The organism is Pseudodonghicola xiamenensis DSM 18339, assembly GCF_000429365.1.
GTDB lineage: Bacteria > Pseudomonadota > Alphaproteobacteria > Rhodobacterales > Rhodobacteraceae > Pseudodonghicola > Pseudodonghicola xiamenensis.
In genome coordinates, this window is the sequence record NZ_AUBS01000017.1 from 1 (window position 1) to 21,260 (window position 21,260).

At 63.3% G+C, this 21,260-nt stretch carries 22 protein-coding genes and 1 tRNA gene; 13 read left to right on the forward strand and 10 right to left on the reverse strand.

What is annotated here, in order from left to right:
- Window positions 1-298, forward strand: a 298-nt coding sequence (locus G455_RS24165; protein WP_035366795.1) for a transposase, incomplete at its 5' end; no start/stop codon positions are given.
- Here the strand turns inward: G455_RS24165 and G455_RS24170 are convergent.
- Together G455_RS24170 and G455_RS0114150 are read right to left on the reverse strand one after the other, a co-directional pair.
- Window positions 299-1,153 (reverse strand): tyrosine-type recombinase/integrase, encoded by an 855-nt coding sequence (locus G455_RS24170; protein WP_161629397.1) that lies wholly within the window; start codon window positions 1,151-1,153, stop codon window positions 299-301. It lies immediately after the preceding gene.
- Between the two features lie 56 nt (window positions 1,154-1,209).
- Window positions 1,210-1,296: transfer RNA gene (locus tag G455_RS0114150), tRNA-Leu, on the reverse strand.
- Between the two features lie 138 nt (window positions 1,297-1,434).
- On the opposite strand from G455_RS0114150, the gene G455_RS0114155 reads away from it, so the two are divergent.
- Together G455_RS0114155 and lipB are read left to right on the forward strand one after the other, a co-directional pair.
- Window positions 1,435-2,085: a DsbA family oxidoreductase gene (locus G455_RS0114155; RefSeq protein ID WP_028094300.1), complete on the forward strand. Its 651-nt coding sequence runs from the start codon at window positions 1,435-1,437 to the stop codon at window positions 2,083-2,085.
- Window positions 2,086-2,126: 41 nt separating this feature from the next.
- Entirely contained in the window at window positions 2,127-2,783 is a 657-nt protein-coding gene (gene lipB, locus G455_RS0114160; protein ID WP_028094301.1) for a lipoyl(octanoyl) transferase LipB, read from the forward strand.
- 258 nt (window positions 2,784-3,041) lie between these two features.
- Here the strand turns inward: lipB and G455_RS0114165 are convergent, their stop codons facing one another.
- Complete coding sequence (locus tag G455_RS0114165; RefSeq protein ID WP_028094302.1) at window positions 3,042-3,239, reverse strand: hypothetical protein; 198 nt, start codon at window positions 3,237-3,239, stop codon at window positions 3,042-3,044.
- A gap of 195 nt (window positions 3,240-3,434) precedes the next feature.
- Window positions 3,435-4,361: a cation diffusion facilitator family transporter gene (locus G455_RS0114170; protein WP_028094303.1), complete on the reverse strand. Its 927-nt coding sequence runs from the start codon at window positions 4,359-4,361 to the stop codon at window positions 3,435-3,437.
- 72 nt (window positions 4,362-4,433) lie between these two features.
- On the opposite strand from G455_RS0114170, the gene G455_RS0114175 reads away from it, so the two are divergent.
- Window positions 4,434-4,847 (forward strand): MerR family transcriptional regulator, encoded by a 414-nt coding sequence (locus G455_RS0114175; protein WP_028094304.1) that lies wholly within the window; start codon window positions 4,434-4,436, stop codon window positions 4,845-4,847.
- A gap of 101 nt (window positions 4,848-4,948) precedes the next feature.
- Here the strand turns inward: G455_RS0114175 and G455_RS0114180 are convergent, their stop codons facing one another.
- Together G455_RS0114180 and G455_RS0114185 are read right to left on the reverse strand one after the other, a co-directional pair.
- Complete coding sequence (locus tag G455_RS0114180; protein ID WP_028094305.1) at window positions 4,949-5,371, reverse strand: HIT family protein; 423 nt, start codon at window positions 5,369-5,371, stop codon at window positions 4,949-4,951.
- A 102-nt stretch (window positions 5,372-5,473) separates the two neighbouring features.
- Complete coding sequence (locus G455_RS0114185) at window positions 5,474-7,216, reverse strand: alpha/beta fold hydrolase (RefSeq protein WP_028094306.1); 1,743 nt, start codon at window positions 7,214-7,216, stop codon at window positions 5,474-5,476.
- 519 nt (window positions 7,217-7,735) lie between these two features.
- Here G455_RS0114185 and ctaD point away from each other — a divergent pair.
- The 3 genes from ctaD (at window position 7,736) to G455_RS0114200 (ending at window position 12,138) form a co-directional block, all read left to right on the forward strand.
- Window positions 7,736-9,406: a cytochrome c oxidase subunit I gene (gene ctaD, locus G455_RS0114190; protein ID WP_028094307.1), complete on the forward strand. Its 1,671-nt coding sequence runs from the start codon at window positions 7,736-7,738 to the stop codon at window positions 9,404-9,406.
- A 191-nt stretch (window positions 9,407-9,597) separates the two neighbouring features.
- Window positions 9,598-11,532: a choice-of-anchor I family protein gene (locus G455_RS26415; protein ID WP_051312514.1), complete on the forward strand. Its 1,935-nt coding sequence runs from the start codon at window positions 9,598-9,600 to the stop codon at window positions 11,530-11,532.
- A gap of 126 nt (window positions 11,533-11,658) precedes the next feature.
- Entirely contained in the window at window positions 11,659-12,138 is a 480-nt protein-coding gene (locus tag G455_RS0114200; RefSeq protein ID WP_028094308.1) for a DUF2244 domain-containing protein, read from the forward strand.
- Between the two features lie 81 nt (window positions 12,139-12,219).
- On the opposite strand, the gene G455_RS0114205 is transcribed toward G455_RS0114200, so the two are convergent.
- Window positions 12,220-12,693: a GatB/YqeY domain-containing protein gene (locus G455_RS0114205; RefSeq protein ID WP_028094309.1), complete on the reverse strand. Its 474-nt coding sequence runs from the start codon at window positions 12,691-12,693 to the stop codon at window positions 12,220-12,222.
- Between the two features lie 217 nt (window positions 12,694-12,910).
- Here G455_RS0114205 and carA point away from each other — a divergent pair, with 217 nt between their 5' ends.
- Together carA and G455_RS24180 are read left to right on the forward strand one after the other, a co-directional pair.
- Window positions 12,911-14,077, forward strand: coding sequence for a glutamine-hydrolyzing carbamoyl-phosphate synthase small subunit (gene carA, locus G455_RS0114210; protein WP_028094310.1), 1,167 nt, complete (start codon window positions 12,911-12,913; stop codon window positions 14,075-14,077).
- Between the two features lie 109 nt (window positions 14,078-14,186).
- Complete coding sequence (locus G455_RS24180; protein WP_084437080.1) at window positions 14,187-16,136, forward strand: glycosyltransferase; 1,950 nt, start codon at window positions 14,187-14,189, stop codon at window positions 16,134-16,136.
- On the opposite strand, the gene G455_RS0114220 is transcribed toward G455_RS24180, so the two are convergent.
- Window positions 16,087-16,740, reverse strand: a complete 654-nt coding sequence (locus G455_RS0114220; protein ID WP_028094311.1) for a GntR family transcriptional regulator — start codon at window positions 16,738-16,740, stop codon at window positions 16,087-16,089. The two genes, G455_RS24180 and G455_RS0114220, sit on opposite strands and share 50 nt — an antisense overlap.
- 115 nt (window positions 16,741-16,855) lie before the next feature.
- Here G455_RS0114220 and G455_RS0114225 point away from each other — a divergent pair, with 115 nt between their 5' ends.
- From G455_RS0114225 to G455_RS0114235, 3 genes are all read left to right on the forward strand, one after another.
- On the forward strand, window positions 16,856-17,500 hold the full coding sequence (locus tag G455_RS0114225) for a pyrimidine 5'-nucleotidase (protein ID WP_028094312.1): 645 nt from the start codon (window positions 16,856-16,858) through the stop codon (window positions 17,498-17,500).
- A 99-nt stretch (window positions 17,501-17,599) separates the two neighbouring features.
- Entirely contained in the window at window positions 17,600-17,797 is a 198-nt protein-coding gene (locus tag G455_RS0114230) for a hypothetical protein (protein WP_028094313.1), read from the forward strand.
- An 83-nt stretch (window positions 17,798-17,880) separates the two neighbouring features.
- Window positions 17,881-19,077: a UbiH/UbiF family hydroxylase gene (locus G455_RS0114235; RefSeq protein ID WP_028094314.1), complete on the forward strand. Its 1,197-nt coding sequence runs from the start codon at window positions 17,881-17,883 to the stop codon at window positions 19,075-19,077.
- Between the two features lie 24 nt (window positions 19,078-19,101).
- On the opposite strand, the gene G455_RS0114240 is transcribed toward G455_RS0114235, so the two are convergent.
- Window positions 19,102-19,560: an Lrp/AsnC family transcriptional regulator gene (locus G455_RS0114240; protein ID WP_028094315.1), complete on the reverse strand. Its 459-nt coding sequence runs from the start codon at window positions 19,558-19,560 to the stop codon at window positions 19,102-19,104.
- Window positions 19,557-20,012 (reverse strand): Lrp/AsnC family transcriptional regulator, encoded by a 456-nt coding sequence (locus G455_RS0114245; RefSeq protein ID WP_028094316.1) that lies wholly within the window; start codon window positions 20,010-20,012, stop codon window positions 19,557-19,559. The genes G455_RS0114240 and G455_RS0114245 overlap by 4 nt, the downstream gene beginning before the upstream one ends.
- A gap of 133 nt (window positions 20,013-20,145) precedes the next feature.
- On the opposite strand from G455_RS0114245, the gene ilvC reads away from it, so the two are divergent.
- The gene (gene ilvC / locus G455_RS0114250; protein ID WP_028094317.1) at window positions 20,146-21,168 is read left to right on the forward strand and encodes a ketol-acid reductoisomerase; all 1,023 of its coding nucleotides are present in this window, start codon (window positions 20,146-20,148) and stop codon (window positions 21,166-21,168) included.
- Window positions 21,169-21,260 lie beyond the last annotated feature (92 nt).

Sequence of the window (21,260 nt, forward strand, 5' to 3'; positions counted from 1 at the left end):
GGTGGCCAAGCTGGTCAAGGACCGGGACGCGCTGCTGACCTTCTACGACTACCCGGCCGAACACTGGAAGCACATCCGCACGTCAAACCCGATCGAAAGCACCTTTGCCACCGTCCGGCATCGCACGAAACGCACCAAGGGCTGCCTCAGCCGCAAGACCGGACTGGCCATGGCATTCAAGCTGATGATGTCAGCGCAGGCAAAATGGCGCAAACTCGACGGCCGGAACCGCCTGCCCGAAATCATCCAAGGGGTTGAGTTCCGCGACGGCCTCCGCCACGTTCAAATCGCCGCCTGATCAGGCGTCACCAACTTCTGCGCATATCTCCTGACGGGCATCATGGAGCCGCTTCATGGCCTGCAAACCTGCACCAACCAGAGGGACCACCCTTTCCGAGCCTTTGGTCTTGAGCCGTCTCAGGTCATGGGGGACGATCCTAGCCACCCCATCAGCTAGGGAAATATCCGCCCAGCGCATACCGACAATCTCAGCCAGCCTAGCCCCTGTCTCTCCCAGTATGGGCAGGATCAGGCGGGTATCCTTGTTGGTCGTCAGACAAGCCTTGTAGAGGTCCTGTAGTTGATCCTCAGTGAATACCCCCCTTTTCTTGGCGTCCTTGTTCTCGCCACTGATGGCCAAACGGGCAAAGGGATTCCTCTTGTCTAGGTCCTGCTCAAGGAAACCGAACTCAAGGACAGCATGAAGGGACTGCACACGACGCCTGACAGTTGCTGTCTTGTTCCCTCTTGCCAGCAGAGAGGCCACTAGCAGCCTTGCCTCTGTCCTTTGGTAGGTCTGCACATCCCGATTGCCTGCCACCTCTATAAAGGCCCCTACAGCGAGCCTGACGGGCTTCTCATCAATGCTCTTGCCCGAAAGATACTGGTCAGTGCAGGAAAGCAAGTCCAAGGCGCTGGGCTCTAGGGACTGAACCAGCCTACCCACATCCAAAGGCATCACACGCTCAGCCGACCACACTTCATCTAGTTTGGCAGTCAGGCCAGAACTGAGAATCGCCACCCGCTCAAGGTCCCTGCCAAGGTTATAGCGGACCACCTTCAGGCCGAAGGCATCAGCCACCCGATCCGGGACACGTCGATTGTAGTAGTAGGAACTTCCACGCTGCACTGTGTGTTGCAGTTTGTGTGCCATTTGCATCTCCAAGCATCACTTAACGCTCGGATACAAAAGGGTTTTCCTAAGAAAACTGGTGCGGTCGAGAAGACTCGAACTTCCACGGGAGTTACCCCACAGCGACCTCAACGCTGCGCGTCTACCAATTCCGCCACGACCGCACTATCGGGCTGGTTTGCGCCGTATAGACGAGCCGTCAGGCGATGTGAAGGGGCAAATCGCGGGTCTTTTGCGGTTCCGTGATTTTCCAGTCTCATCCTCGCATGCTAGGACAGCGGAACCTGACAGAGGAACCTGCCATGACCACCCCCTCCGCCCTTCGGATCGACATCATTTCCGACATCGTCTGCCCTTGGTGCCTGGTAGGCCTGTTGCAATTACTCCAGGCGCTGGAAGCCCGGAACCAGACCGCCGCACTGCACTGGCACCCCTTCGAGCTCAATCCCGACATGCCCGCCGAAGGCCAGAACCTGCGCGAACATATCGCCGAGAAATATGGCACGTCCGCAGCCGACAGCCAGGCCGCCCGCGACCGGCTGACCGCGATCGGGGCAGATCTGGGCTTCGTCTTCGCCTTTTCCGAGGGCTCGCGGATGGTCAACACCTTCCTCGCCCATCAACTGCTGGACTGGGTTGGAGAGCGGGCAAGCCAACTGCCGCTGAAACTGGCCCTGTTCCGCGCCTATTTCAGCCAGGGCCGCGATGTGTCGGACCCGCAGATCCTGCTGGAGATCGCCGCCGAGGCCGGGCTTGACCCCGAAGACGCGCGCCAGGCGCTGGTCAGCGGCGATCACATCCAGCCGGTACGGATGAAGGAAGACTATTGGCGGCAACAGGGCATCCAGAGCGTGCCGGCGATGGTGTTCCAGGGCAAATACCTGGTCTCGGGCGCACAAGGCGTCGAAGGCTATGGCAACATCCTCGACCAGCTGGCGCAGATGCAAGGCTGATCTGATCTTTCCCCCACCCCGAGACGGCGCTAAAGGGGGGCATGGTCGAATGGAAAATCAGCGACGGGCTGACCGATTATCAGGATGCCCTGGACTTCATGGAGGCCCGCGTGGCGCAGATCGCCGCCGGCGAGGCCGAGGAATGCGTCTGGCTGCTGGAACACCCGCCGCTTTATACCGCCGGCACCAGCGCCAAGCCCGAGGATCTGACGGATCCCGACCGCTTCCCGGTCTATGAGGCCAGGCGCGGCGGGCAGTACACCTATCACGGGCCGGGCCAACGGGTGGTTTATGTCATGCTCGACCTCAACACCCGCGGCCGCGACGTACGCGCCTTCGTCAAGCAGCTTGAAACCTGGGTGATTGCCACCCTGGCCGAATTCAACCTCACCGGTCACATCCGCGACGGGCGCGTCGGTGTCTGGATCGAACGACCGGACAAGCCGAAGACGATCACTGGCAAGATGGCCGAAGACAAGATCGCCGCCATCGGCATCCGCCTGCGAAAATGGGTCAGCTTTCACGGCATCTCGATCAACGTCGATCCCGATCTGGAGCATTTCACCGGCATCGTACCCTGCGGGATTACCGAATACGGGGTCACCAGCCTGGTCGACCTCGGCCTGCCGGTAACGATGGACGATCTCGATATCGTTCTGAAACGCAGCTTTGACGAAGTCTTCGGGCCCGCGGCATAGCCCCTGAACACAGCTCATCGCGCCGGAGCCTTGCGGGGCACGTCATCCGTTTCGATATCGCCACGACCCTTGCGCCATGACCTTGCGGCGACGCAGAGACGTTGCATCTTGCGTCCCTCTTGTCACCCGCGCCTGCGTCCGGACCCGAGTTCCAAGCGCCGTCACCGCCCCCGATCAGTTTCAGCGACGGGCTGGGTCACCGGCCTCTCCGTCAATGCCTTGCTCGCGCCGCCCTCCCCGACGGCACGAGCTCAGGTCTCAGCCCGGCATTCCCGGCAGCGGACGCTGTCCCCGCGCGATCACGACCGGATAGCGCGCCGGCGCCCTATGCGACGGCCCGCGGCGCGTCGGGCCTTGCGGCGGTCGCTTCGGCGAAACGCCAGCACCAACAACCAGCGCGATCAGAGGCGCCATGATGATAAGACCGATGGTCAGGCCAATCACAAAATGCAGCATGTTCAGTCCTCCCTGTGTCAGAGAGTAACACGAAAACGGCGCGACACAATGACGCAGATTTATTATCTGCATGATCCCCTGACCGATGGCTGCGGCCAGACCGCACCTCGCCCCCATCCCGGACAGGACCATCGGCCCCCGGAACCGATGTCGAAACAAGGCTGCCAAGGGCCGCCCCGCCCCGTTGCAGCGCCGCTATCCCGCGTGGCCGAACCGCACCTCACCGACACAGACATTCGGGGGGCATTCCAGTTCAAGCGTGCTGTGACCGATCCCGAACTCATCGCGCAACACCTGCTTGACGGCGGCCTTCACCGCATCCGCCCGGCTCCAGTCGGCCTCGGAGATTACCAGATGCGCCTCCAGCGTCGGCTGTTGCTCCTGCATGGCCCAGAGGTGGACATGGTGCACCCCCTCGACCCCGTCCACCGCCTCGATGGCATCAGCAACCTTCTCCGCCGCCAACCCGTCCGGCCCCGCCAGCATCAGCAAGTCAAAGACCTCGCCCACCTCGGCCCGGACATGCCACAGGATGTAGCCGGCGATCATCAGCGTGACCAGCGGATCAACCCAGGTCCAGCCCCAGATGATCACCGCCGTGCCTGCCACGATCACCGCGACCGATCCCAGCGCATCCGCCACATTGTGCAGGAAAGCGGCCCGGATATTCATGCTGTCTTTCGACAGCGAATAGGTCAACAGCGCGGTCGCCACGTCGATCACCAGCGCCAGGACAGCAATCCAAACCACCAGCCAGCCATCGACCGGCTCCGGTTCGAGAAACCGCATGACGCCCTCGTAGATCAGATAAAGCGCCAGAACCACCAGCGTGGTGTAATTCACCAGGGCCGCCACCGCCTCGGCACGACCATAGCCGAAGCTCATTCGCGCATCCGCCGGCCGCCGCGCCACCTTGCGGGCGAAAAAGGCGATCACCAGGCTGATCGCATCCGAGAAATTGTGCAAAGCATCAGCGATCAACGCCAGCGATCCCGACAGGATGCCGCCAATGATCTGCGCCACCGTCAGCGCCATGTTCACCGCCACCGCCCAGGCGACCCGGGCATCGCCCGCGTCCTGATCCACATGGTGGTGATGGTGATGCGAATGATCGTGTGGCATCGACGGCCCTCCTTGTTCCGAGTCGCCCTGCACCCTAATCTCTCTAGTGACTAGAGCTTCAAGGGCCAATTCATGCTTTCCATCGGCGAAATGTCGCGGTGCACCGGCGTCAAGATCCCCACCATCCGGTTTTACGAGGACAAGGGCCTGCTGCAGGCCACTGCCCGCAGCGAAGGCAATCAGCGCCGCTATGATCGCACCGCGTTGCAGCGGCTCAGCTTTATCCGTCACGCCCGCGATCTGGGCCTGCCGCTGGACGACATCGCGGCGCTGATCTCGCTCGAAGGGGCCGATGGCACCACCCTGGACCGGGCCCATGACATCGCCCGCCGGCAACAGGCCCGCCTGCGCGACCGGATCGACAGCCTGCAGCGATTGGAACAGGAACTGGCCCGGATCGCCGCCGCCTGCGACGGCCGGCACGAGGACAGCTGTGCCGTGCTCCATGCCTTCGGCGACCACGGCCCCTGCTCCAGCCCGCACTGAGCGCGTCAAAACCCGGCCCGGGGCTCTTTTTCTGGCGAGAAATATCCTCGGGGGTGAATTGGCCCGCAGGGACAAGAGGGGGCAGACAGCCCCCGTTCTCGTCAGACTTGCGCCAGCACGGCGCGGATCTTCTCAGCCTGTTCGGCCAGGACCGCCTGATCAGCCATCTGCCCCGGCGGCCGCAGCCGATCCCCCTCGTGGCGAGGCAACACATGGAAATGCAGGTGAAACACCTCCTGGCCACCGGCGGCCTCATTGAACTGCTGGACCGTGACCCCGTCGGCCTCGAAAGCGGCCATCACCGCCTGCGCCATCTTCTGGGTGGTGGCGATCACTGCCGAAAGCTGCTCGGCGCTCGCGTCCAACAGGTTGCGGCAGGCGGTCTTGGGAATGATGAGACAATGGCCATCGGCACGGGGCATGATGTCCATGAAGACGAATGTCGCTTCGTCCTCATACAGCTTGTGACACGGCAAATCGCCGCGCAGGATTTTCGCGAAGATGTTGTCAATATCGTAAGTCATTGCCGTAAAACCCCTTTTGTCGGTCCATCGTTGACAGGCGCAAGGCCCCCGCACGCCCCGCAGTAGTGCGGTGTGCAGAGGGGGAGGTCAAGGTCGCGAAGATCATGCAGGGGAGGTTGCACCGCGCAGCGCCGCGATCCGGTCCAGCACCACCTCGGGATGCTGATACAGCACCAACTGGCCACAATCACGCAGGACGGTCAGCTCCGCCCCGGGGATCTCATCGCAAAGACGGCGCACATCCGGCGGCGCCACTGCCGGATCCTCGGCCCCATGGATGAAGTGCACCGGACAGCGGGTCGCGGCGACATGGGCACTCCAATCCCGCACCGCGAAATAGGCGTCCCCCAGAAAGCCATGATGCCCCTGTGCCACGGAAAACCGATAGGCATCGCAAAGCGCCTCGAACACTTCGGGACGACGGGCGACGATATCGTCGGGGCTGCCGTCGATATAGAGCGCCCGGGCGAAATCGGAGACCAGACCGCCGTCAATCTGGGCCACGGCCCCCCTCAGGATCGCCGGCAACAGCATCGGCGCCAGGCGCGCGGTATAGCTGACGATGCGCTGGCGGGGGGCCATACTGCGGAATTGCGCCAGCGATCGGAACGGCAGGCTGCCGGACACCGACAGGACCGCAGCGACCCGATCGGGATGCCGTGCCGCCAGGGCGAAACCGTGCGGCGCGCCGGCCATATGACCGACCACCACGACAGCCTCGCTCGGCGCGAACTGCCTAAAGACCGTCTCGGCCTGCGCCAGGGCCGTCTCGATCGCCTGTTCGGGCCGCCGCAAAGGTTCGGACTCCCCATACCCCGCCCGCACCGGCGCCAGCACCCTCAGCCCGCGCCGGGCGAGCTCCGGGGCCAGCAGCCTGAACGAGGCCAGCGCTTCAAGCATCCCGTGCAGGAACAGGACCGGTCGTCCCGCCGATACGCCGAATTCATAGACGTCAAAGCCGCGCCCGGCGGCATCCGTCAGCCGGTGCCGACGCCCGCCTGTCCACCCCCGGCCACCACCCCCCGCTCCGGCGGGGCGACAGAGCACCGCGACAAGACGGATCAGATCGGCCTGGCTGGGCGCCCCGACCTTGGACAGCACCGACTTCGACTGATTGCGCACCGTGTGCTCGGACCGGCTGGTCTGCTCCGCGATCTGCTTCAGGCTGCGTCCCGCCATCAAATGACGGACCAGGTCCAGCTCGGCAGGCGACAGGCCAAAGCTGCGTTCCAGCAACACCTTCACCCGGTCGGACCAGATAACTTCCAGCGGCTCGATCACCACCAGCCGTTCGCTCCCTTCCGCCTCGGCACCGGGCTGCAACCGCGCGATCAGATAGCGGGCCGGCATATCGGTGCTGAGCACCACAGCGTCGGCTCTCTTGTCGCCATCGGTGCAGGAGGCCAGTAGCTCGTGAAGGTGTTGCGCCGATCCGGCGGCCAGATGCGCCTCGAGCGCGGCCAGATCACCGGTCTGATCCGCATCGCGACTGCGGGCGATAAAGCTGCCGTCGCAGCGCAAAAGCAGGGCATAGCCGGGATGTTCCTCGACAAAGCGGCGAATCCCCGGCGCCTTTCGGTCCCGTCCGATTCTCTCGAAGATGTCAAATGCGCGGCGAAAGTGTTCCTCAAGCTCGGCGCCGCACATCACCGCGTCATGGCCATCCTCGGCCGGAGAGATCCTGTCAGCCGCCTCCGGACCGCCGAGTTCGCGCAGAACATATTCGGACCAGACGTCAAGGAAGTCGCCATAAAGCTCAGGCCGCAGCACAGCCTCATAGATCGCCGCAACAACCCTGTCGCGACAATTGTGCCCAGCATGCCCCCATCTACCGGCGTCAGGCATCTGTCCCCAATCCGCTCCTCCTGCACTGTTTTGCAACCATCCGCCCCCGGACAATTCCGGCATCGCACTCATGAAGAATTAACGGTTTACCGGAAAATAGCCCATTTGGGTCATGCGCAAAAGAAACCAATCCAGATGATTGAACCGTTCCGATGAGTGTGACCTTTTTCACAAGCCAATTTCATCTTGCGCCCCCTTCGCGGTATCCCGATCGGGCTCAGTCCTGAAGCCTCTTGCAAAGCATGAGGACGAAGGGGGCGATTATACCCCGGCTTGCTTCTGTGACCTGTCGTCTGTGATCCGTCACCTCCACGCGCCCCAACACCCCACATTCGCCTGCCCCGCCTCGCATTTCTTGAGCGTAAACTGCCTCCCCGAGGCCTGCAAAACAGCCAGCTTAATATTGATCTAAGTCAAATTCTGTCGTTGATGCATGATTTCCTGCATTCTAAGCTCTGCAGGAGCAATTCCGCGCGGGAGGCCGTCGGATTGCCACACGCAAAAGGGAGGCACCACCAAATGGCAGACGCAGCCATTCATGGTCACGGGCACGAGGATCAGCGCGGATTCTTCACGCGTTGGTTCATGTCGACGAACCACAAGGACATCGGCATCCTCTATCTGATCTTCGCCGCGCTGACCGGCCTGATCTCTGTGACCTTCACCGTTTTCATGCGCCTGGAACTGATGGAACCGGGTGTTCAGTACATGTGTCTTGAGGGCTTTCGGCTGTTCGGCAACGGAGGAGATTGCACGCCGAACGGTCACCTGTGGAACGTGCTGATCACCTATCACGGCATCCTGATGATGTTCTTCGTCATCATCCCGGCCCTGTTCGGCGGTTTTGGCAACTATTTCATGCCGTTGCAGATCGGCGCGCCGGACATGGCGTTCCCGCGGATGAATAACCTCAGCTTCTGGCTCTATGTCGCGGGCACCTCGCTCGGCGTCGCCTCGATGCTGACACCCGGGGGCAACGATCAGCTCGGTTCAGGTGTCGGCTGGGTGCTCTATCCACCGCTGTCGGTGAAAGAGGGCGGCATGTCGATGGATCTGGCGATCTTCGCGGTCCACGTCTCGGGCGCCTCTTCGATCCTGGGGGCGATCAACATGATCACCACCTTCCTGAACATGCGCGCACCCGGCATGACGTTGTTCAAGGTGCCGCTCTTCGCCTGGTCGATCTTCGTGACCTCCTGGCTGATTCTGCTGTCGCTGCCGGTGCTTGCCGGGGCCATCACCATGCTGCTGATGGACCGCAACTTCGGCTTTACCTTCTTCGACCCGGCCGGTGGCGGCGATCCGGTGCTCTATCAGCACATCCTGTGGTTCTTCGGCCATCCCGAAGTGTACATCGTGATCCTGCCGGGCTTCGGCCTGATCAGTCACATCATCGCCACCTTCTCGCGCAAGCCGATCTTTGGCTATCTGCCGATGGTCTGGGCGCTGATCGCCATCGGTGTCCTAGGCTTCGTGGTCTGGGCGCACCACATGTACACCGTGGGCCTCAGCCTGCATCAGCAGGCCTATTTCATGATGGCCACCATGGTGATCGCGGTGCCGACGGGGGTTAAGATCTTTTCATGGATCGCGACGATGTGGGGTGGCTCCCTCGAATTCAAGACGCCGATGCTGTTCGCCTTCGGCTTCCTGATCCTCTTCACCATCGGCGGCGTGACCGGCGTGGTGCTGAGCCAGGCAGGCGTCGACCGGGCCTATCACGACACCTATTACGTGGTGGCACACTTCCACTATACCATGTCAATGGGGGCGGCCTTCTGCATCTTCGCCGGGGTCTATTTCTACTTCGGCAAGATGACCGGGCGGCAATATCCCGAGTGGGCCGGCAAGCTGCACTTCTGGCTGTTCTTCATCGGGGTGAACCTCACCTTCTTCCCGCAGCACTTCCTGGGTCGTCAGGGGATGCCGCGCCGCTATATCGACTATCCCGAGGCCTTCGCCTTCTGGAACAAGATCTCGTCGACCGGCGCGCTGATCTCCTTCGCCTCCTTCCTGCTGTTCTTCGGCATCGTGTTCTATTCGCTGTTCCGTGGCGCCCGCGTCACCCAGAACAACTATTGGAACGAATATGCCGACACGCTGGAATGGACCCTGCCTTCGCCGCCGCCGGAGCATACGTTCGAACAGCTCCCCAAGCGCGAGGACTGGGACAAGGTCCACGCCCACTGATCCCCACGATCATCCGACACAGCAAAGGCCCCGGCATCCGCCCGGGGCCTTTTCGTTTTCCCGCCCTCTTCTCCCCGGTGTCACATGGTCGTGACCTTCCCCCGCTATCGCAGCCCGGCAGTTCGTCGGCCGGGGCCCCGCGCTCCGGCCTTTGATTGACACGTTACGAATGACACAGGGACCCGATCGCCATGACCACCGACACCACCATCACCATGGACAAAGTGCTGAAGAATTCTCTCGGCCACGACAAGGTTGGCGCCTATGACAGCGGCGCCGGAGAAGCCGGCTCGGAAGTCGTCGCCTATCGCGACGGCAAGCTCTATGTGACCAACGGTGCCGACGACCGCATCGATATTTTCGACGCTGAGACCCAGGCGTTGATCACCTCGCTCGATCTGACGCTGATCGACAATTTCGATGGCGTGAACTCGGTCACCGTCTCGGAAACCGGCATCGCCGTCGCGGTGCAGCGCGAAGCCTCCGACGGCAGCACCATGAATGGCGTGGTCGCCGTCTATGCACTGGACGCGGTCGATGGCGATCTGCCCAGCGCCGAAATCGAAGTCGGCAACCTGCCCGACATGGTGACCTATTCGAAGGATGGCCAGTATATCTTCGTCGCCAACGAAGGCGAGCCGAAGGCTGACGGCGATCCCGCCGGCTCGATCTCGGTGATCGAGGTGGCGACCATGACCGCCACCACCGTCGGCTTCGAGGCCTATGACGATCAGGCAGATGCGCTGGAGGCCGCCGGCGTGCGCCTGTTCCCGGGCGTGCTGCCCTCGACCGATTTCGAACCCGAATATATCGCCGAAGGCCCCGACGGCACGCTCTATGTCACCCTGCAAGAGGCCAATGCGGTGGCCGTCTTCGACCTGGCGACCATGAGCTTCACCGAAATCCTGCCGCTCGGCACCGTGGATCACAGCCTTGAGGGCAACGGCATCGACCCCAACGACAAGGACGATGCGATCGACATCCACACCATCAACGTCGAAGGCATCCGCATGCCCGACGCAATCGCCACGGTCGAGATCAAGGGCAAGACCTATTTCCTGACCGCCAACGAAGGCGATGACCGCGGCGATTTCGACGAGGGCGGCGATGCGGCCCGGGTCGGCGACATCCTGGCCGGCGATGTCCCCGGCGTCTCGATCGACCCCGACGCCTATACCGCCGAGGAACTGGCCGATCTGGAGCGCCTGACCGTGTCGATCATCGACGGCGACACCGATGGCGATGGCGATATCGACGTGCTGCACTCCTACGGCTCGCGTTCGTTCACCATCTTCGACACCGATGGCAACGTGGTCTTTGACTCGGGCGACGGTTTCGAAACCCTGATCTCGCAACTGCGCCCGGCGAACGCCTTCAACAATGACAGCTACCCCTCGGACGACGCCGATGTGGTGGACGAGAATCGCTCGGACAACAAAGGGCCCGAACCCGAAGCCATCGCCGTGGGCGAGGTTGACGGCAAGACCCTGGCCTTCATCGGGCTGGAGCGCGACGGCGGCGTCATGATCTATGACATCTCGAACCCGAAGAAGGCGAAGTTCCTTGATTATATCGACAGCTCCGAGGCCGGCGATTCCAGCCCCGAAGTGGTCAAGTTCATTGCCGCCGAAGACAGCGAAAGCGGCGTGGCGCAGATCGCGGTCAGCTACGAGATGTCGGGGACCACGGCGCTCTATGATCTGGCCTTCGGCCACCGCATCATCGGCAGTGACAGTGATGACACTCTGACCGGCACCGTCGGCGACGACATCCTGGCCGGGCGCCAGGGCGATGACGTGATCGAGGGCGGCGCCGGTGACGATATCCTGCGCGGACAGAAGGGCGCCGATACGCTGATTGGCGGCACCGGCGACGATGTGCTGCGCGGCGGCCCCGGCGCCGATACCTTCGTCTTCGCCCTGGGCGATGGCCAGGACACCATCAGGCACCTGGGCAAGCGTGACATCATCGACCTGAGCGCCACCGGGCTGAGCTTTGACGAGCTGACGATCACCGACAACGGCGGCAACACCTTCACCGTCGACTATGGCGATCAGGGCGACAGCATCACCCTGACGCTGACCGCCGGCAACGCCGAGCTGAACGCCGACGACTTCCTGTTCTGAGGCGATCAGCTCGGACAGGCGACACCCTGCATCGACAGCCGCGGCTCTGCCCGCGGCTGTCCTTTTTTCCGGCCCCCTTCTGCTCCGGCTCGACCGCCTCCAGAGCTGTGCTAGACTTGCACCGCGATGCCTTACCGATGGACCGACCCCGCTCCCGACGTCCGGGTGCTGCGGCTCTGGCCGCATAACTCCCTGCCCCGGCGCGGGGTGGGGGTCGTCGTTCTGACAACATTCACGCTACTGATGGTGCCACTTCTGGCGCTGCTGGGCTCGGTGCTGCTCTGGGGGTTACTGCCCTTCGCCCTGCTGGCAGTCGGCGGCATCTGGGTTGCGCTGAACCGCAGCTATCGCGATCGTGACATACTCGAGGTTCTGACACTGACGGAACGGGAGGTGCATCTGGGCCGCCGCAATCCCGACGGCGGGACACAGAACTGGGCCTGCAATCGCTATTGGGCGCGGGCAGAGATGCACGACACCGACGGCCCCGTGCCCCATTACGTGACCCTCAAGGGAGCAGGCCGCGAGGTCGAGATCGGCGCGTTCCTGTCGGAAGAAGAACGTCAGGCGCTTTTTCTGGAATTGCAGACGGCACTCCACCCATGATCGGGCGCAGCATCTGCCCGATCATCAGCCGATCATCGCCCGCATGTCATAGGCCAGGGAAACGCCCGGCCCACCGCCGGCTCAGCAGTCGCCGCTGGTGCAGAGCTGATCCTTGACCTTGAGACCGACCTTGGCGAAATCCATCTGGCCGGTATAGCGTGCCTTCAGCGCCGCCATCACCTTGCCCATATCACGGATCGACGCGGCGCCGGTCTCGCTCACCGCCTGTTTCACGGCGGTCTCGACCTCGGTCTCGCTCAGTTGACGAGGCAGGAATTCCTGAATGACCGCGATTTCCTCACGCTCACGCTCGGCCAGGTCGAGCCGCCCGCCCTCTTCATAGGCGCGCGCGCTTTCCTGGCGCTGCTTCGTCATCTTGCCGAGGATTTCCAGCACATCACCATCGCAGATGTTGCTGACCTCGCCATTGCCACGGGCCGCGATATCCTTGTCCTTGATCGCCGCATTAATCAGGCGCAAGGTCGATAGCCGGGCAACGGCTTTCTCTTTCATCGCCTGTTTCAGGGCCTCATTGACCCGGGTACGCATGTCCATATTGTTCTGTCCATCCCCATGGAATCGAACTCCCGAGACTACAGAAGGAAAAGCCCCGCGACAACCCAGTGGACCGGAGCGGCCCCGGCGACGCGAAACCGCCCGGAATTCGGCGGCCTTTCCTCGACCCCGGAAGATTTGGGTGCACTTGACCCTCTCCCGCACACCCCTTAGGTATCCGGCGATTTGACCGCAAGGACCGCAAAGGAGTCGCGCCATGGCCCAGACTGCACTGACCAAGCCTACCGCCTGTCTGGCGCTCGCCGACGGAACGGTGTTCTACGGAACCGGCTTCGGCGCCACTGGCCAGACCGTAGCCGAGCTTTGCTTCAACACCGCGATGACCGGCTATCAGGAGATCATGACCGACCCCTCCTATGCCGGCCAGATCGTCACCTTCACCTTCCCCCACATCGGCAATGTCGGCGTCACCCCCGAGGATGACGAGACCGCCGAACCGGTCGCCGCCGGAATGGTGGTGAAATGGGACCCGACCGCCCCCAGCAACTGGCGCAGCACCGAGACGCTGAAAACCTGGCTGGAGCAACGTGGCCGCATTGCCATCGGCGGCATCGACACCCGCCGGCTGACCCGGGCGATCCGGCAGCAGGGCGCCCCGCATGTGGCACTGGCGCATGATCCCGAGGGTAAATTCGATATCGAGGCGCTGGTCGCCGCCGCCCGCGGCTTCTGCGGCTTGGAGGGGCTCGACCTGGCGAAGGACGTGACCTGTTCGCAATCCTACCGCTGGGACGAGATGCGGTGGGCCTGGCCCGAAGGCTATAGCCGGCAGAGCGCGCCCCAACACAAGGTGGTGGCGCTGGATTACGGTGCGAAACGCAACATCCTGCGCTGTCTGGCCAGCGCCGGCTGCGATGTGACCGTGCTGCCCGCCACCGCCACCGCAGCCGAGGTTCTGGCCCATAGCCCCGATGGCGTCTTCCTGTCGAACGGCCCGGGTGACCCGGCCGCCACCGGCGCCTATGCGGTGCCGATGATCAAAGAGCTGCTCGAAACAACCGATCTGCCGATCTTCGGCATCTGTCTGGGCCATCAGATGCTGGCCCTGGCGCTGGGGGCGAAGACGGTCAAGATGAATCACGGCCACCATGGCGCCAACCACCCGGTGAAGGATCTGGAAACCGGCAAGGTCGAGATCACCTCGATGAACCACGGCTTTGCGGTTGACGCCCAGACCCTGCCCGAGGGCGTTGAGGAAACTCATGTGTCGCTGTTCGACGGCTCCAACTGCGGCATCCGCATGACGGGCCGCCCGGTTTATTCGGTGCAGCACCACCCCGAGGCCAGCCCCGGCCCGCAGGACAGCTTCTATCTGTTCGAGCGTTTTGCCGAAGCGATGGCCGCCCGGAAGGAAACGGTCTGAGCCTTTGCCGGACCTGCACCGGCGGGTCGACGGACACCGCCGGGACTTAACCAAACGTTAAGCTTGTTGGCACCATCATCACGCAACTATTGCGTGTTTGGTGGTCGTCATGAACAAGCAAGAGCTGAACCTGCCAGACTCTCTTGCCGCTGCGATGCCGCATCTGCGGCGCCGCCCGCTGGGGCAGTTCCTGGTCGAGATGGGGGTTATCACCCAAGGCCATCTGGTGGCCGCCCTGCATCTGCAGCGCCGCTTTGGTGTGCGGCTGGGCGATGTGCTGGTGGCCGAAGGCTGGGCCACTGCCAAGGACATCTGCGCCGCGCTGGCACAACAGTCCGGCATCCCGCAGGCCGATCTTTTGCGCCACGCCCCCGATCCGGTTCTGGCACGGGCGCTCCCGCCGCAATTCTGGCTGCGGCAGGGGCTGTTACCCTGGCGGCGCGTCGGACAGGTCACGATGATCGCCACATCGGATCCCGACAGCTTCACCCGCAATCTCGTGCTTTTGCGCCACAGCTACGGCCCCGTCGCCCCGGTGATCGCCAACCGGCATCAAGTACAGAGCGCTGTCGCCCAAAACTTTGCACAGGAACTGGCCGAGGCGGCCAACACGCGGGTTCCGCGCGACTACAGCTATCGCGGCTGGCGTCCGCCCTGCCGGCGCAGGCTGGCGCTGATCGCGGCCTGCGGGTTCATCGCGCTTTGCCTGACGGCCAAGGCGCTCCTCGCCCTGGCCTGCGTTCTGGCCTTCCTCACCCTGTTCCTTTTCGTTCTGCTGCGGCTGGGCGGCGCGCTGGCCAATCTGCTGGCCCACCCCATGTTCCACCCGCTGCGTCCATGCCCGCGCGCCCTGCCCTGGTCCAGCGAATGGCCCTGCGTATCCGTCATGATACCGCTTTACCGCGAACCCGAAATTGCCGAGGCGCTGCTGGCCCGGATTGCGCGGCTGAGCTATCCCAAGGCGCTTTTGGAAGTGCTCCTGGTTCTGGAAGAGCACGACACCATCACCCGGCAGGCCTTGGCAGGCAGCCACTTGCCACCCTGGATGCGCATCGTCGAGGTGCCCGCTCATGGCGGGCTGACCACCAAGCCCCGGGCGATGGACTATGCGCTCGACTTCTGCAAGGGCGAGATCATCGGCGTCTGGGATGCCGAAGACGCCCCGGCCGAGGATCAGATCGAACGGGTGGTCCAGCGTTTTGCCCAAGCGCCGGCGCGAGTCGCCTGCCTTCAAGGCATTCTGGATTTCTACAATCCGCGCAGCAACTGGCGCGCCCGCTGCTTCACCATCGAATATGCCACCTGGTTCCGCCTGATCCTACCCGGGCTGGCACGGCTGGGCCTGGTGATGCCGCTGGGCGGCACCACCCATTTCTTCCGTCGGGCGCCGCTGGAGGCCCTGGGCGGATGGGATGCCCATAACGTGACCGAGGATGCCGATCTGGGGGTGCGGCTGTATCGCGCCGGCTATCGGACCGAGATGATCGACACCATTACCTACGAAGAGGCGACTTGCCGCGCCCGCCCCTGGATCAAGCAACGCTCGCGCTGGCTCAAGGGCTTCATGGTGACCTACCTGGTGCATATGCGCCAACCGATCACGCTGTGGCGCGATCTGGGAAGCTGGCGGTTTCTTGGCGTGCAGGCCTTCTTTCTCGGTACCCTGGGGCAGTTCCTGCTGGCGCCGGTGCTCTGGTCGCTCTGGGCCATGCTGCTGGGATTGCCGCATCCGCTGACGCCGCTACTGCCGCCGGAGGTTCTGCGGGCCGGGTTGGCGCTGGCGCTTGTCAGCGAAACCCTTTCGATCGTGACCGGCCTGGCCGCGCTCGCCCGGGCGGGACGCAGATTTCTGATGCCCTGGGTGCTGACCCTGCCGCTCTACTATCCGCTCGGGGTGCTGGCCGTCTACAAGGCGCTTTACGAGCTGCTGTTCGATCCCTTCTACTGGGACAAGACGCTCCATGGCCAAGCGGCCCCCGAGCTCCCGCCACAGCCACCGCAGGATGACGTCAGCGATTGCGTTCCCGCTTGCCCGCATCCTGTTTCAGCCGCGTCATGAAGGCGATCGAGATATGTTCCTTCAGCGCCTTTTCCGCCGCTTCGGCATCGCGGGCCTCGATGGCATCGACAATGCCTGAATGTTCGTTCTGCGCAATCTCCCCCCGCCCCTCGGCGGCCAGCGAGGTGGTCGCCATCAGCGCCATGGTGCGATGCACCAGATCGAGCTGCTGCACCAGATAGCGGTTGTGAGAGGCCAGATGAATTTGTTCGTGGAACCGCCTGTTGGCACGGGCCAACGCGGTCGGATCACCAACCAGCTTGTCGTCCTGGCGCACCATCTCGCGCAGCACGCGGATTTCCTCGTCGGTAGCATGCTGGGCCGCAAGCCCCGCCGCCAGCCCTTCCAGCTCGCGCCGGACCACATAAAGCTCGGCCATCTGGTTGTGATCGAGCGAAGCGACGATCAGCGACCGGCCGTCACGCTCCAGCAAAGACTGCGTCTCCAACCGCTGCAAAGCCTCGCGGATCGGGGTCCGCGACATGCCGAACCGCTCGGCCAGTTCGCTTTCCACCAGCCGGTCGCCGGGCTTGTAGACACCGACATCGATCGCCTCCAGAATTTGGGAATAAGCGTCTTTTAACTGGGGTTTAATCTCTGCCATGCACTCGGGTCCGGATTGTGTCGGTGTCGTGCATACAGCCTGCCCGCCACGTCAATCAAGCATACCGTTGCACCGCCGCATTGCCAGCCCCGCCGCCAGAGCGTAGGACTGCGGCATGGTCAAACGCGATTTCTCTCACGTCCGTCACTGGGTCTTCGACCTCGACAATACGCTTTACCCACCGCAGGCGCGGCTGTTCGATCAGATCGAACAGCGGATGACGGCTTTCGTGATGGAGACACTCAAGCTCGACCGCGCAGCAGCGGACAAGCTGCGTCATGACTATTGGAAACAACACGGCACCACCCTGGCCGGCCTGATGCGCGAACACGATATCGACCCGCTGCCCTATCTCGAGGCGGTGCACGATATCTCTCTGGCCCATCTGGAACCGGATGCCGATCTGGCCGCCCGCATCGGCGATCTACCCGGGCGCAAGATCGTCTATACCAACGGCTCGGCGCCTTATGCGGAACGGGTGCTGGCGGCGCGCGGGCTTTCGGGCCGGTTCGATGCGATCTATGGCGTCGAACACGCGGGTTTCCGGCCCAAGCCAGACCGTGCCGCCTTCGAGACGGTCTTTGCCCGCGACGGCACCATCGCCGAGAGCGCCGCGATGTTCGAAGACGACATGCGCAACCTTGCCGCCCCGCATGAGATGGGGATGCGCACCGTTCATGTCGCCCCCGCTGCCCAACCCGCCGCCCACATCCACCACCACACCGACGATCTGGCGGGCTTCCTGGCCAAGCTGATCTGATCCAGGGCAGGTCTATGCGACAATTCGCGCCTTCCCTCAGCGGCGAATTCCCCTAGGTACAGGACGTTTTTCACCCCTCGCCCTCCTGAAAGGCCGCCCATGTCCGCCAATTCCGACGCTCATCACGACGACCTGCCCAGCACCAAGGCCACCATCTGGATTTTCGTGGCCGTGGCCATTTTCGTCGCCCTCTGGGCCACCGCAATCGCGTTGTTCGGAGTTCCCGGTCTCTATATTCCAGCGCTGGCACTGGTGCCGGTGGTGGGGCTGCTGATCGTACTGGTCTCACTGGGCTAATCCCCTGACGGCGACAGGATGCCATCTGGTCTTGCCCGCGCCATCGCACTAGGGTGCGCCCGAGCAAAGGCGGAGCGAAGATCATGACCGAAAGCTGCGACATCCTGATTTCCGGCGGCGGCATCGCCGGGTTGACTGCGGCCGCGGTCTTCGGACAGGCCGGGTTCGGTGTGATCTGTGTCGACCCCACCCCACCGGTCACCGAACGCGATGCCGAAGGATCGGATCTGCGCACCACCGCGATCCTGCAACCCGGTCAGGCCCTGATGGCCGAGGCCGGACTTTGGCAGCGCCTGGCGCCCGAGGCCGCCGCGCTGCAGATCATGCGCATCGTCGATGCCGGCGGCGAACGGCCCGAGCCGCGCGTGGTGCGCGATTTCAACGCTGCCGATATCTCGGACCAGCCATTCGGCTGGAACCTGCCCAATTGGTTGCTCAGGCGGGAGCTTTCGGCGCATCTGGCCGGAATGCCCAATGTCGATTTCCGCCCTGGCACCGCCACCACCAGCCTGTTCACCCGCACCGACCAGGCCCGCGTCGGGCTGAGTGACGGCAGCAAGATCGACACCCGGCTGGTGATCGCCGCCGACGGCCGAACCTCTCCCATGCGGCAGGCGGCGGGGATCAAGGTGCATACCACGCGTTACGGGCAAAAGGCGCTGGCCTTTGCGGTGACCCATCCGATCCCGCATGACAATGTCTCGACCGAAATTCACCGCTCCGGCGGGCCGTTCACCTTGGTGCCGCTGCCGGATTACCAGGGCCGCCCCTCCTCCGCCGTCGTGTGGATGGAACGCGGCCCCCGGGTCGAGGAACTGCGCAATCTGGAGACGGCCGCGTTCGAAGCCGCGATGACTGAACGGTCCTGCGGGATTTTCGGCCCCCTCACCCTGGCGTCGCGCCGGACGGTCTGGCCGATCATCAGCCAATGGGCCGAGCGCATGGCGGGCGAACGGGTGGCGCTGATGGCCGAAGCCTCGCATGTGGTGCCGCCGATCGGAGCGCAGGGGCTGAACATGTCGCTGGGCGATCTACGGGCACTGCGCGATCTGGCGGTGAAACGCCCCGAGGGTCTGGGCGACGCGCAGATGCTCGAGGCCTATCACAAGGCCCGCCATACCGAGGTGATGGTACGGCTGCGCGGCATCGACCTGCTGAACCGCGCCTCGATGATCGCACCGCGGCCTCTGCGCGATCTGCGGGCCGCCGGCCTCAGCACGCTCTATTCGCTGGCCCCGGTGCGCCGGACGCTGATGCAAATGGGGCTGGGCGTTCACTGAACGCCCCCTCCTCAACCTGCCATCTCAGCCGATCGGCCCCGGCCGCCGTTCCTCGCTCAGCACCACATTGGCCTCGACCTCACCGGCACCGGGCAGGGTCATGATCCGGCGCCGCAGCACCCGCTCGAAATCAGCCAGATCGCGGGCCACGACCATAAGACGGTAATCATAGCGCCCCAGCACATGCTGTACCGTCAGTACCTCGGGGATCGCCGTCACCGCGCGTTCGAAATCGGCCAGGCTGACCCGCCCGTGGGTGGCCAGCTTGATGCCTAGGAACACGGTTACTCCGAACCCCAGCGCCTCGCGGTCCAGATCCAGCCGACGGCCCTTGATCACCCCCGCCTCCTGCAACCGCCGGACCCGACGCCATGCCGCAGGCTGGCTGATCCCCAGCCGCCGCCCCAGTTCCGCCGTCTTCACAGTGGCATCCTGTTGAAGCGCCCGCAGAATGGCGCGGTCGATGTCATCCAGGTCGATCACAGCGGCAGCGCCTCGACATCCTTGATCGTCGCCACATGCATCAACGCCTCGATCTCGGTGATATGCGGCAGGGTCAGGATACGGCTGCGATAAAGGTGCTGATAATGCGGCATGTCGCGGGCCAGCACGGTCAGCCGCACGTCGACCCGACCCAGAAAGGTCTGGATTTCGGTCACTTCGGGCACCTCGCGGGCGGCCGCGATGAACCGATCGAAGGCCTGCGGCTCGGTCTTGTCGAGACTGACCCGCAGGGACACTTCGACCGCATAGCCCAAGGCGTGCCAGTCGATCACCGCGCGCTGCCCCTTGAGCACCCCGAGCTCCTCCATCCGCTCCAGCCGCTTGTATGCCTTCGACGCCGCCACCCCCGAGGCGCGCGCCAGATCGGCCACCGACTGGGTAGGATCCGCCTGCAGGTGACGCAATAAACGCCGATCAGTGTTATCGAGCATGACTTTTCCAAAAATACGAATATTGATGAATTACTTTCTAACACAAACACAAAAGAATGCCAATTTTCATGCTGATCATCCGGAGCAACAGGCGCATCTTGCGCCGCGTCAACCCAAGTACCGGAGCGAACCCATGCGCGTGTATTATGATCGCGATTGCGACATCAACCTGATCAAGGACATGAAAGTGGCCATCCTGGGCTATGGCTCTCAAGGCCACGCCCATGCGCTGAACCTGCGCGACTCGGGCGCCAAGAACCTTGTCGTCGCCCTGCGCGAAGGCTCGGCCAGCGCCAAGAAGGCCGAAGCTGAAGGCCTGACCGTGATGGGCATCGCCGAGGCCGCGGCCTGGTGCGATCTGATCATGTTCACCATGCCCGATGAACTGCAGGCCGAAACCTACAAGAAATACGTCCATGACAACCTGAAGGAAGGCGCCGCGATTGCCTTCGCCCACGGTCTGAACGTGCACTTCGGCCTGATCGAACCGAAAGCCGGTGTCGACGTCATCATGATGGCCCCGAAAGGCCCGGGCCACACCGTGCGCGGCGAATACGTCAAAGGCGGCGGCGTGCCCTGCCTGGTCGCCGTGGCGCAGGACGCCACCGGCAAGGCGATGGAAATCGCGCTGTCCTATACCGCAGCCATCGGTGGCGGTCGGTCCGGCATCATCGAAACCAACTTCCGCGAGGAATGCGAAACCGACCTGTTCGGCGAACAGGCCGTTCTGTGCGGTGGCGTGGTCGAACTGATGCGCATGGGCTTCGAAACCCTGGTCGAAGCCGGCTACGCACCGGAAATGGCCTATTTCGAGTGCCTGCACGAAATGAAGCTGATCGTCGACCTGATCTATGAAGGCGGCATCGCCAACATGAACTACTCGATCTCGAACACCGCCGAATACGGCGAATACGTGTCCGGCCCGCGGGTTCTGCCCTACGAGGAAACCAAGGCCCGCATGAAGGGCGTTCTGACCGACATCCAGAACGGCAAGTTCGTGCGCGACTTCATGCAGGAAAACTCGGTCAACCAGCCGTTCTTCAAGGCAACCCGTCGCATCAACGACGAACACCTGGTTGAGCAGGTTGGCAGCAAGCTGCGCGACATGATGCCCTGGATCACCGCCGGCAAGCTGGTCGACAAATCCAAGAACTGACCCTCAAGCGATCCGCTTTCGCGGAACCGCCTTTTCGATCCCCTGACAGGATCGCCAGCAGGCGGGCCAAATGGCCCGCCTGTTTCCCGTTC

Excerpts from the sequence above, each read along its gene's own strand:
- G455_RS24170 (WP_161629397.1), bottom strand. The coding sequence starts at position 1,153 with ATGGCACACAAACTGCAACACACAGTGCAGCGTGGAAGTTCCTACTAC.
- G455_RS0114155 (WP_028094300.1), top strand. The coding sequence starts at position 1,435 with ATGACCACCCCCTCCGCCCTTCGGATCGACATCATTTCCGACATCGTC.
- lipB (WP_028094301.1), top strand. The coding sequence starts at position 2,127 with ATGGTCGAATGGAAAATCAGCGACGGGCTGACCGATTATCAGGATGCC.
- G455_RS0114165 (WP_028094302.1), bottom strand. The coding sequence starts at position 3,239 with ATGCTGCATTTTGTGATTGGCCTGACCATCGGTCTTATCATCATGGCG.
- G455_RS0114170 (WP_028094303.1), bottom strand. The coding sequence starts at position 4,361 with ATGCCACACGATCATTCGCATCACCATCACCACCATGTGGATCAGGAC.
- G455_RS0114175 (WP_028094304.1), top strand. The coding sequence starts at position 4,434 with ATGCTTTCCATCGGCGAAATGTCGCGGTGCACCGGCGTCAAGATCCCC.
- G455_RS0114180 (WP_028094305.1), bottom strand. The coding sequence starts at position 5,371 with ATGACTTACGATATTGACAACATCTTCGCGAAAATCCTGCGCGGCGAT.
- G455_RS0114185 (WP_028094306.1), bottom strand. The coding sequence starts at position 7,216 with ATGCCTGACGCCGGTAGATGGGGGCATGCTGGGCACAATTGTCGCGAC.
- ctaD (WP_028094307.1), top strand. The coding sequence starts at position 7,736 with ATGGCAGACGCAGCCATTCATGGTCACGGGCACGAGGATCAGCGCGGA.
- G455_RS26415 (WP_051312514.1), top strand. The coding sequence starts at position 9,598 with ATGACCACCGACACCACCATCACCATGGACAAAGTGCTGAAGAATTCT.
- G455_RS0114200 (WP_028094308.1), top strand. The coding sequence starts at position 11,659 with ATGCCTTACCGATGGACCGACCCCGCTCCCGACGTCCGGGTGCTGCGG.
- G455_RS0114205 (WP_028094309.1), bottom strand. The coding sequence starts at position 12,693 with ATGGACATGCGTACCCGGGTCAATGAGGCCCTGAAACAGGCGATGAAA.
- carA (WP_028094310.1), top strand. The coding sequence starts at position 12,911 with ATGGCCCAGACTGCACTGACCAAGCCTACCGCCTGTCTGGCGCTCGCC.
- G455_RS24180 (WP_084437080.1), top strand. The coding sequence starts at position 14,187 with ATGAACAAGCAAGAGCTGAACCTGCCAGACTCTCTTGCCGCTGCGATG.
- G455_RS0114220 (WP_028094311.1), bottom strand. The coding sequence starts at position 16,740 with ATGGCAGAGATTAAACCCCAGTTAAAAGACGCTTATTCCCAAATTCTG.
- G455_RS0114225 (WP_028094312.1), top strand. The coding sequence starts at position 16,856 with ATGGTCAAACGCGATTTCTCTCACGTCCGTCACTGGGTCTTCGACCTC.
- G455_RS0114230 (WP_028094313.1), top strand. The coding sequence starts at position 17,600 with ATGTCCGCCAATTCCGACGCTCATCACGACGACCTGCCCAGCACCAAG.
- G455_RS0114235 (WP_028094314.1), top strand. The coding sequence starts at position 17,881 with ATGACCGAAAGCTGCGACATCCTGATTTCCGGCGGCGGCATCGCCGGG.
- G455_RS0114245 (WP_028094316.1), bottom strand. The coding sequence starts at position 20,012 with ATGCTCGATAACACTGATCGGCGTTTATTGCGTCACCTGCAGGCGGAT.
- ilvC (WP_028094317.1), top strand. The coding sequence starts at position 20,146 with ATGCGCGTGTATTATGATCGCGATTGCGACATCAACCTGATCAAGGAC.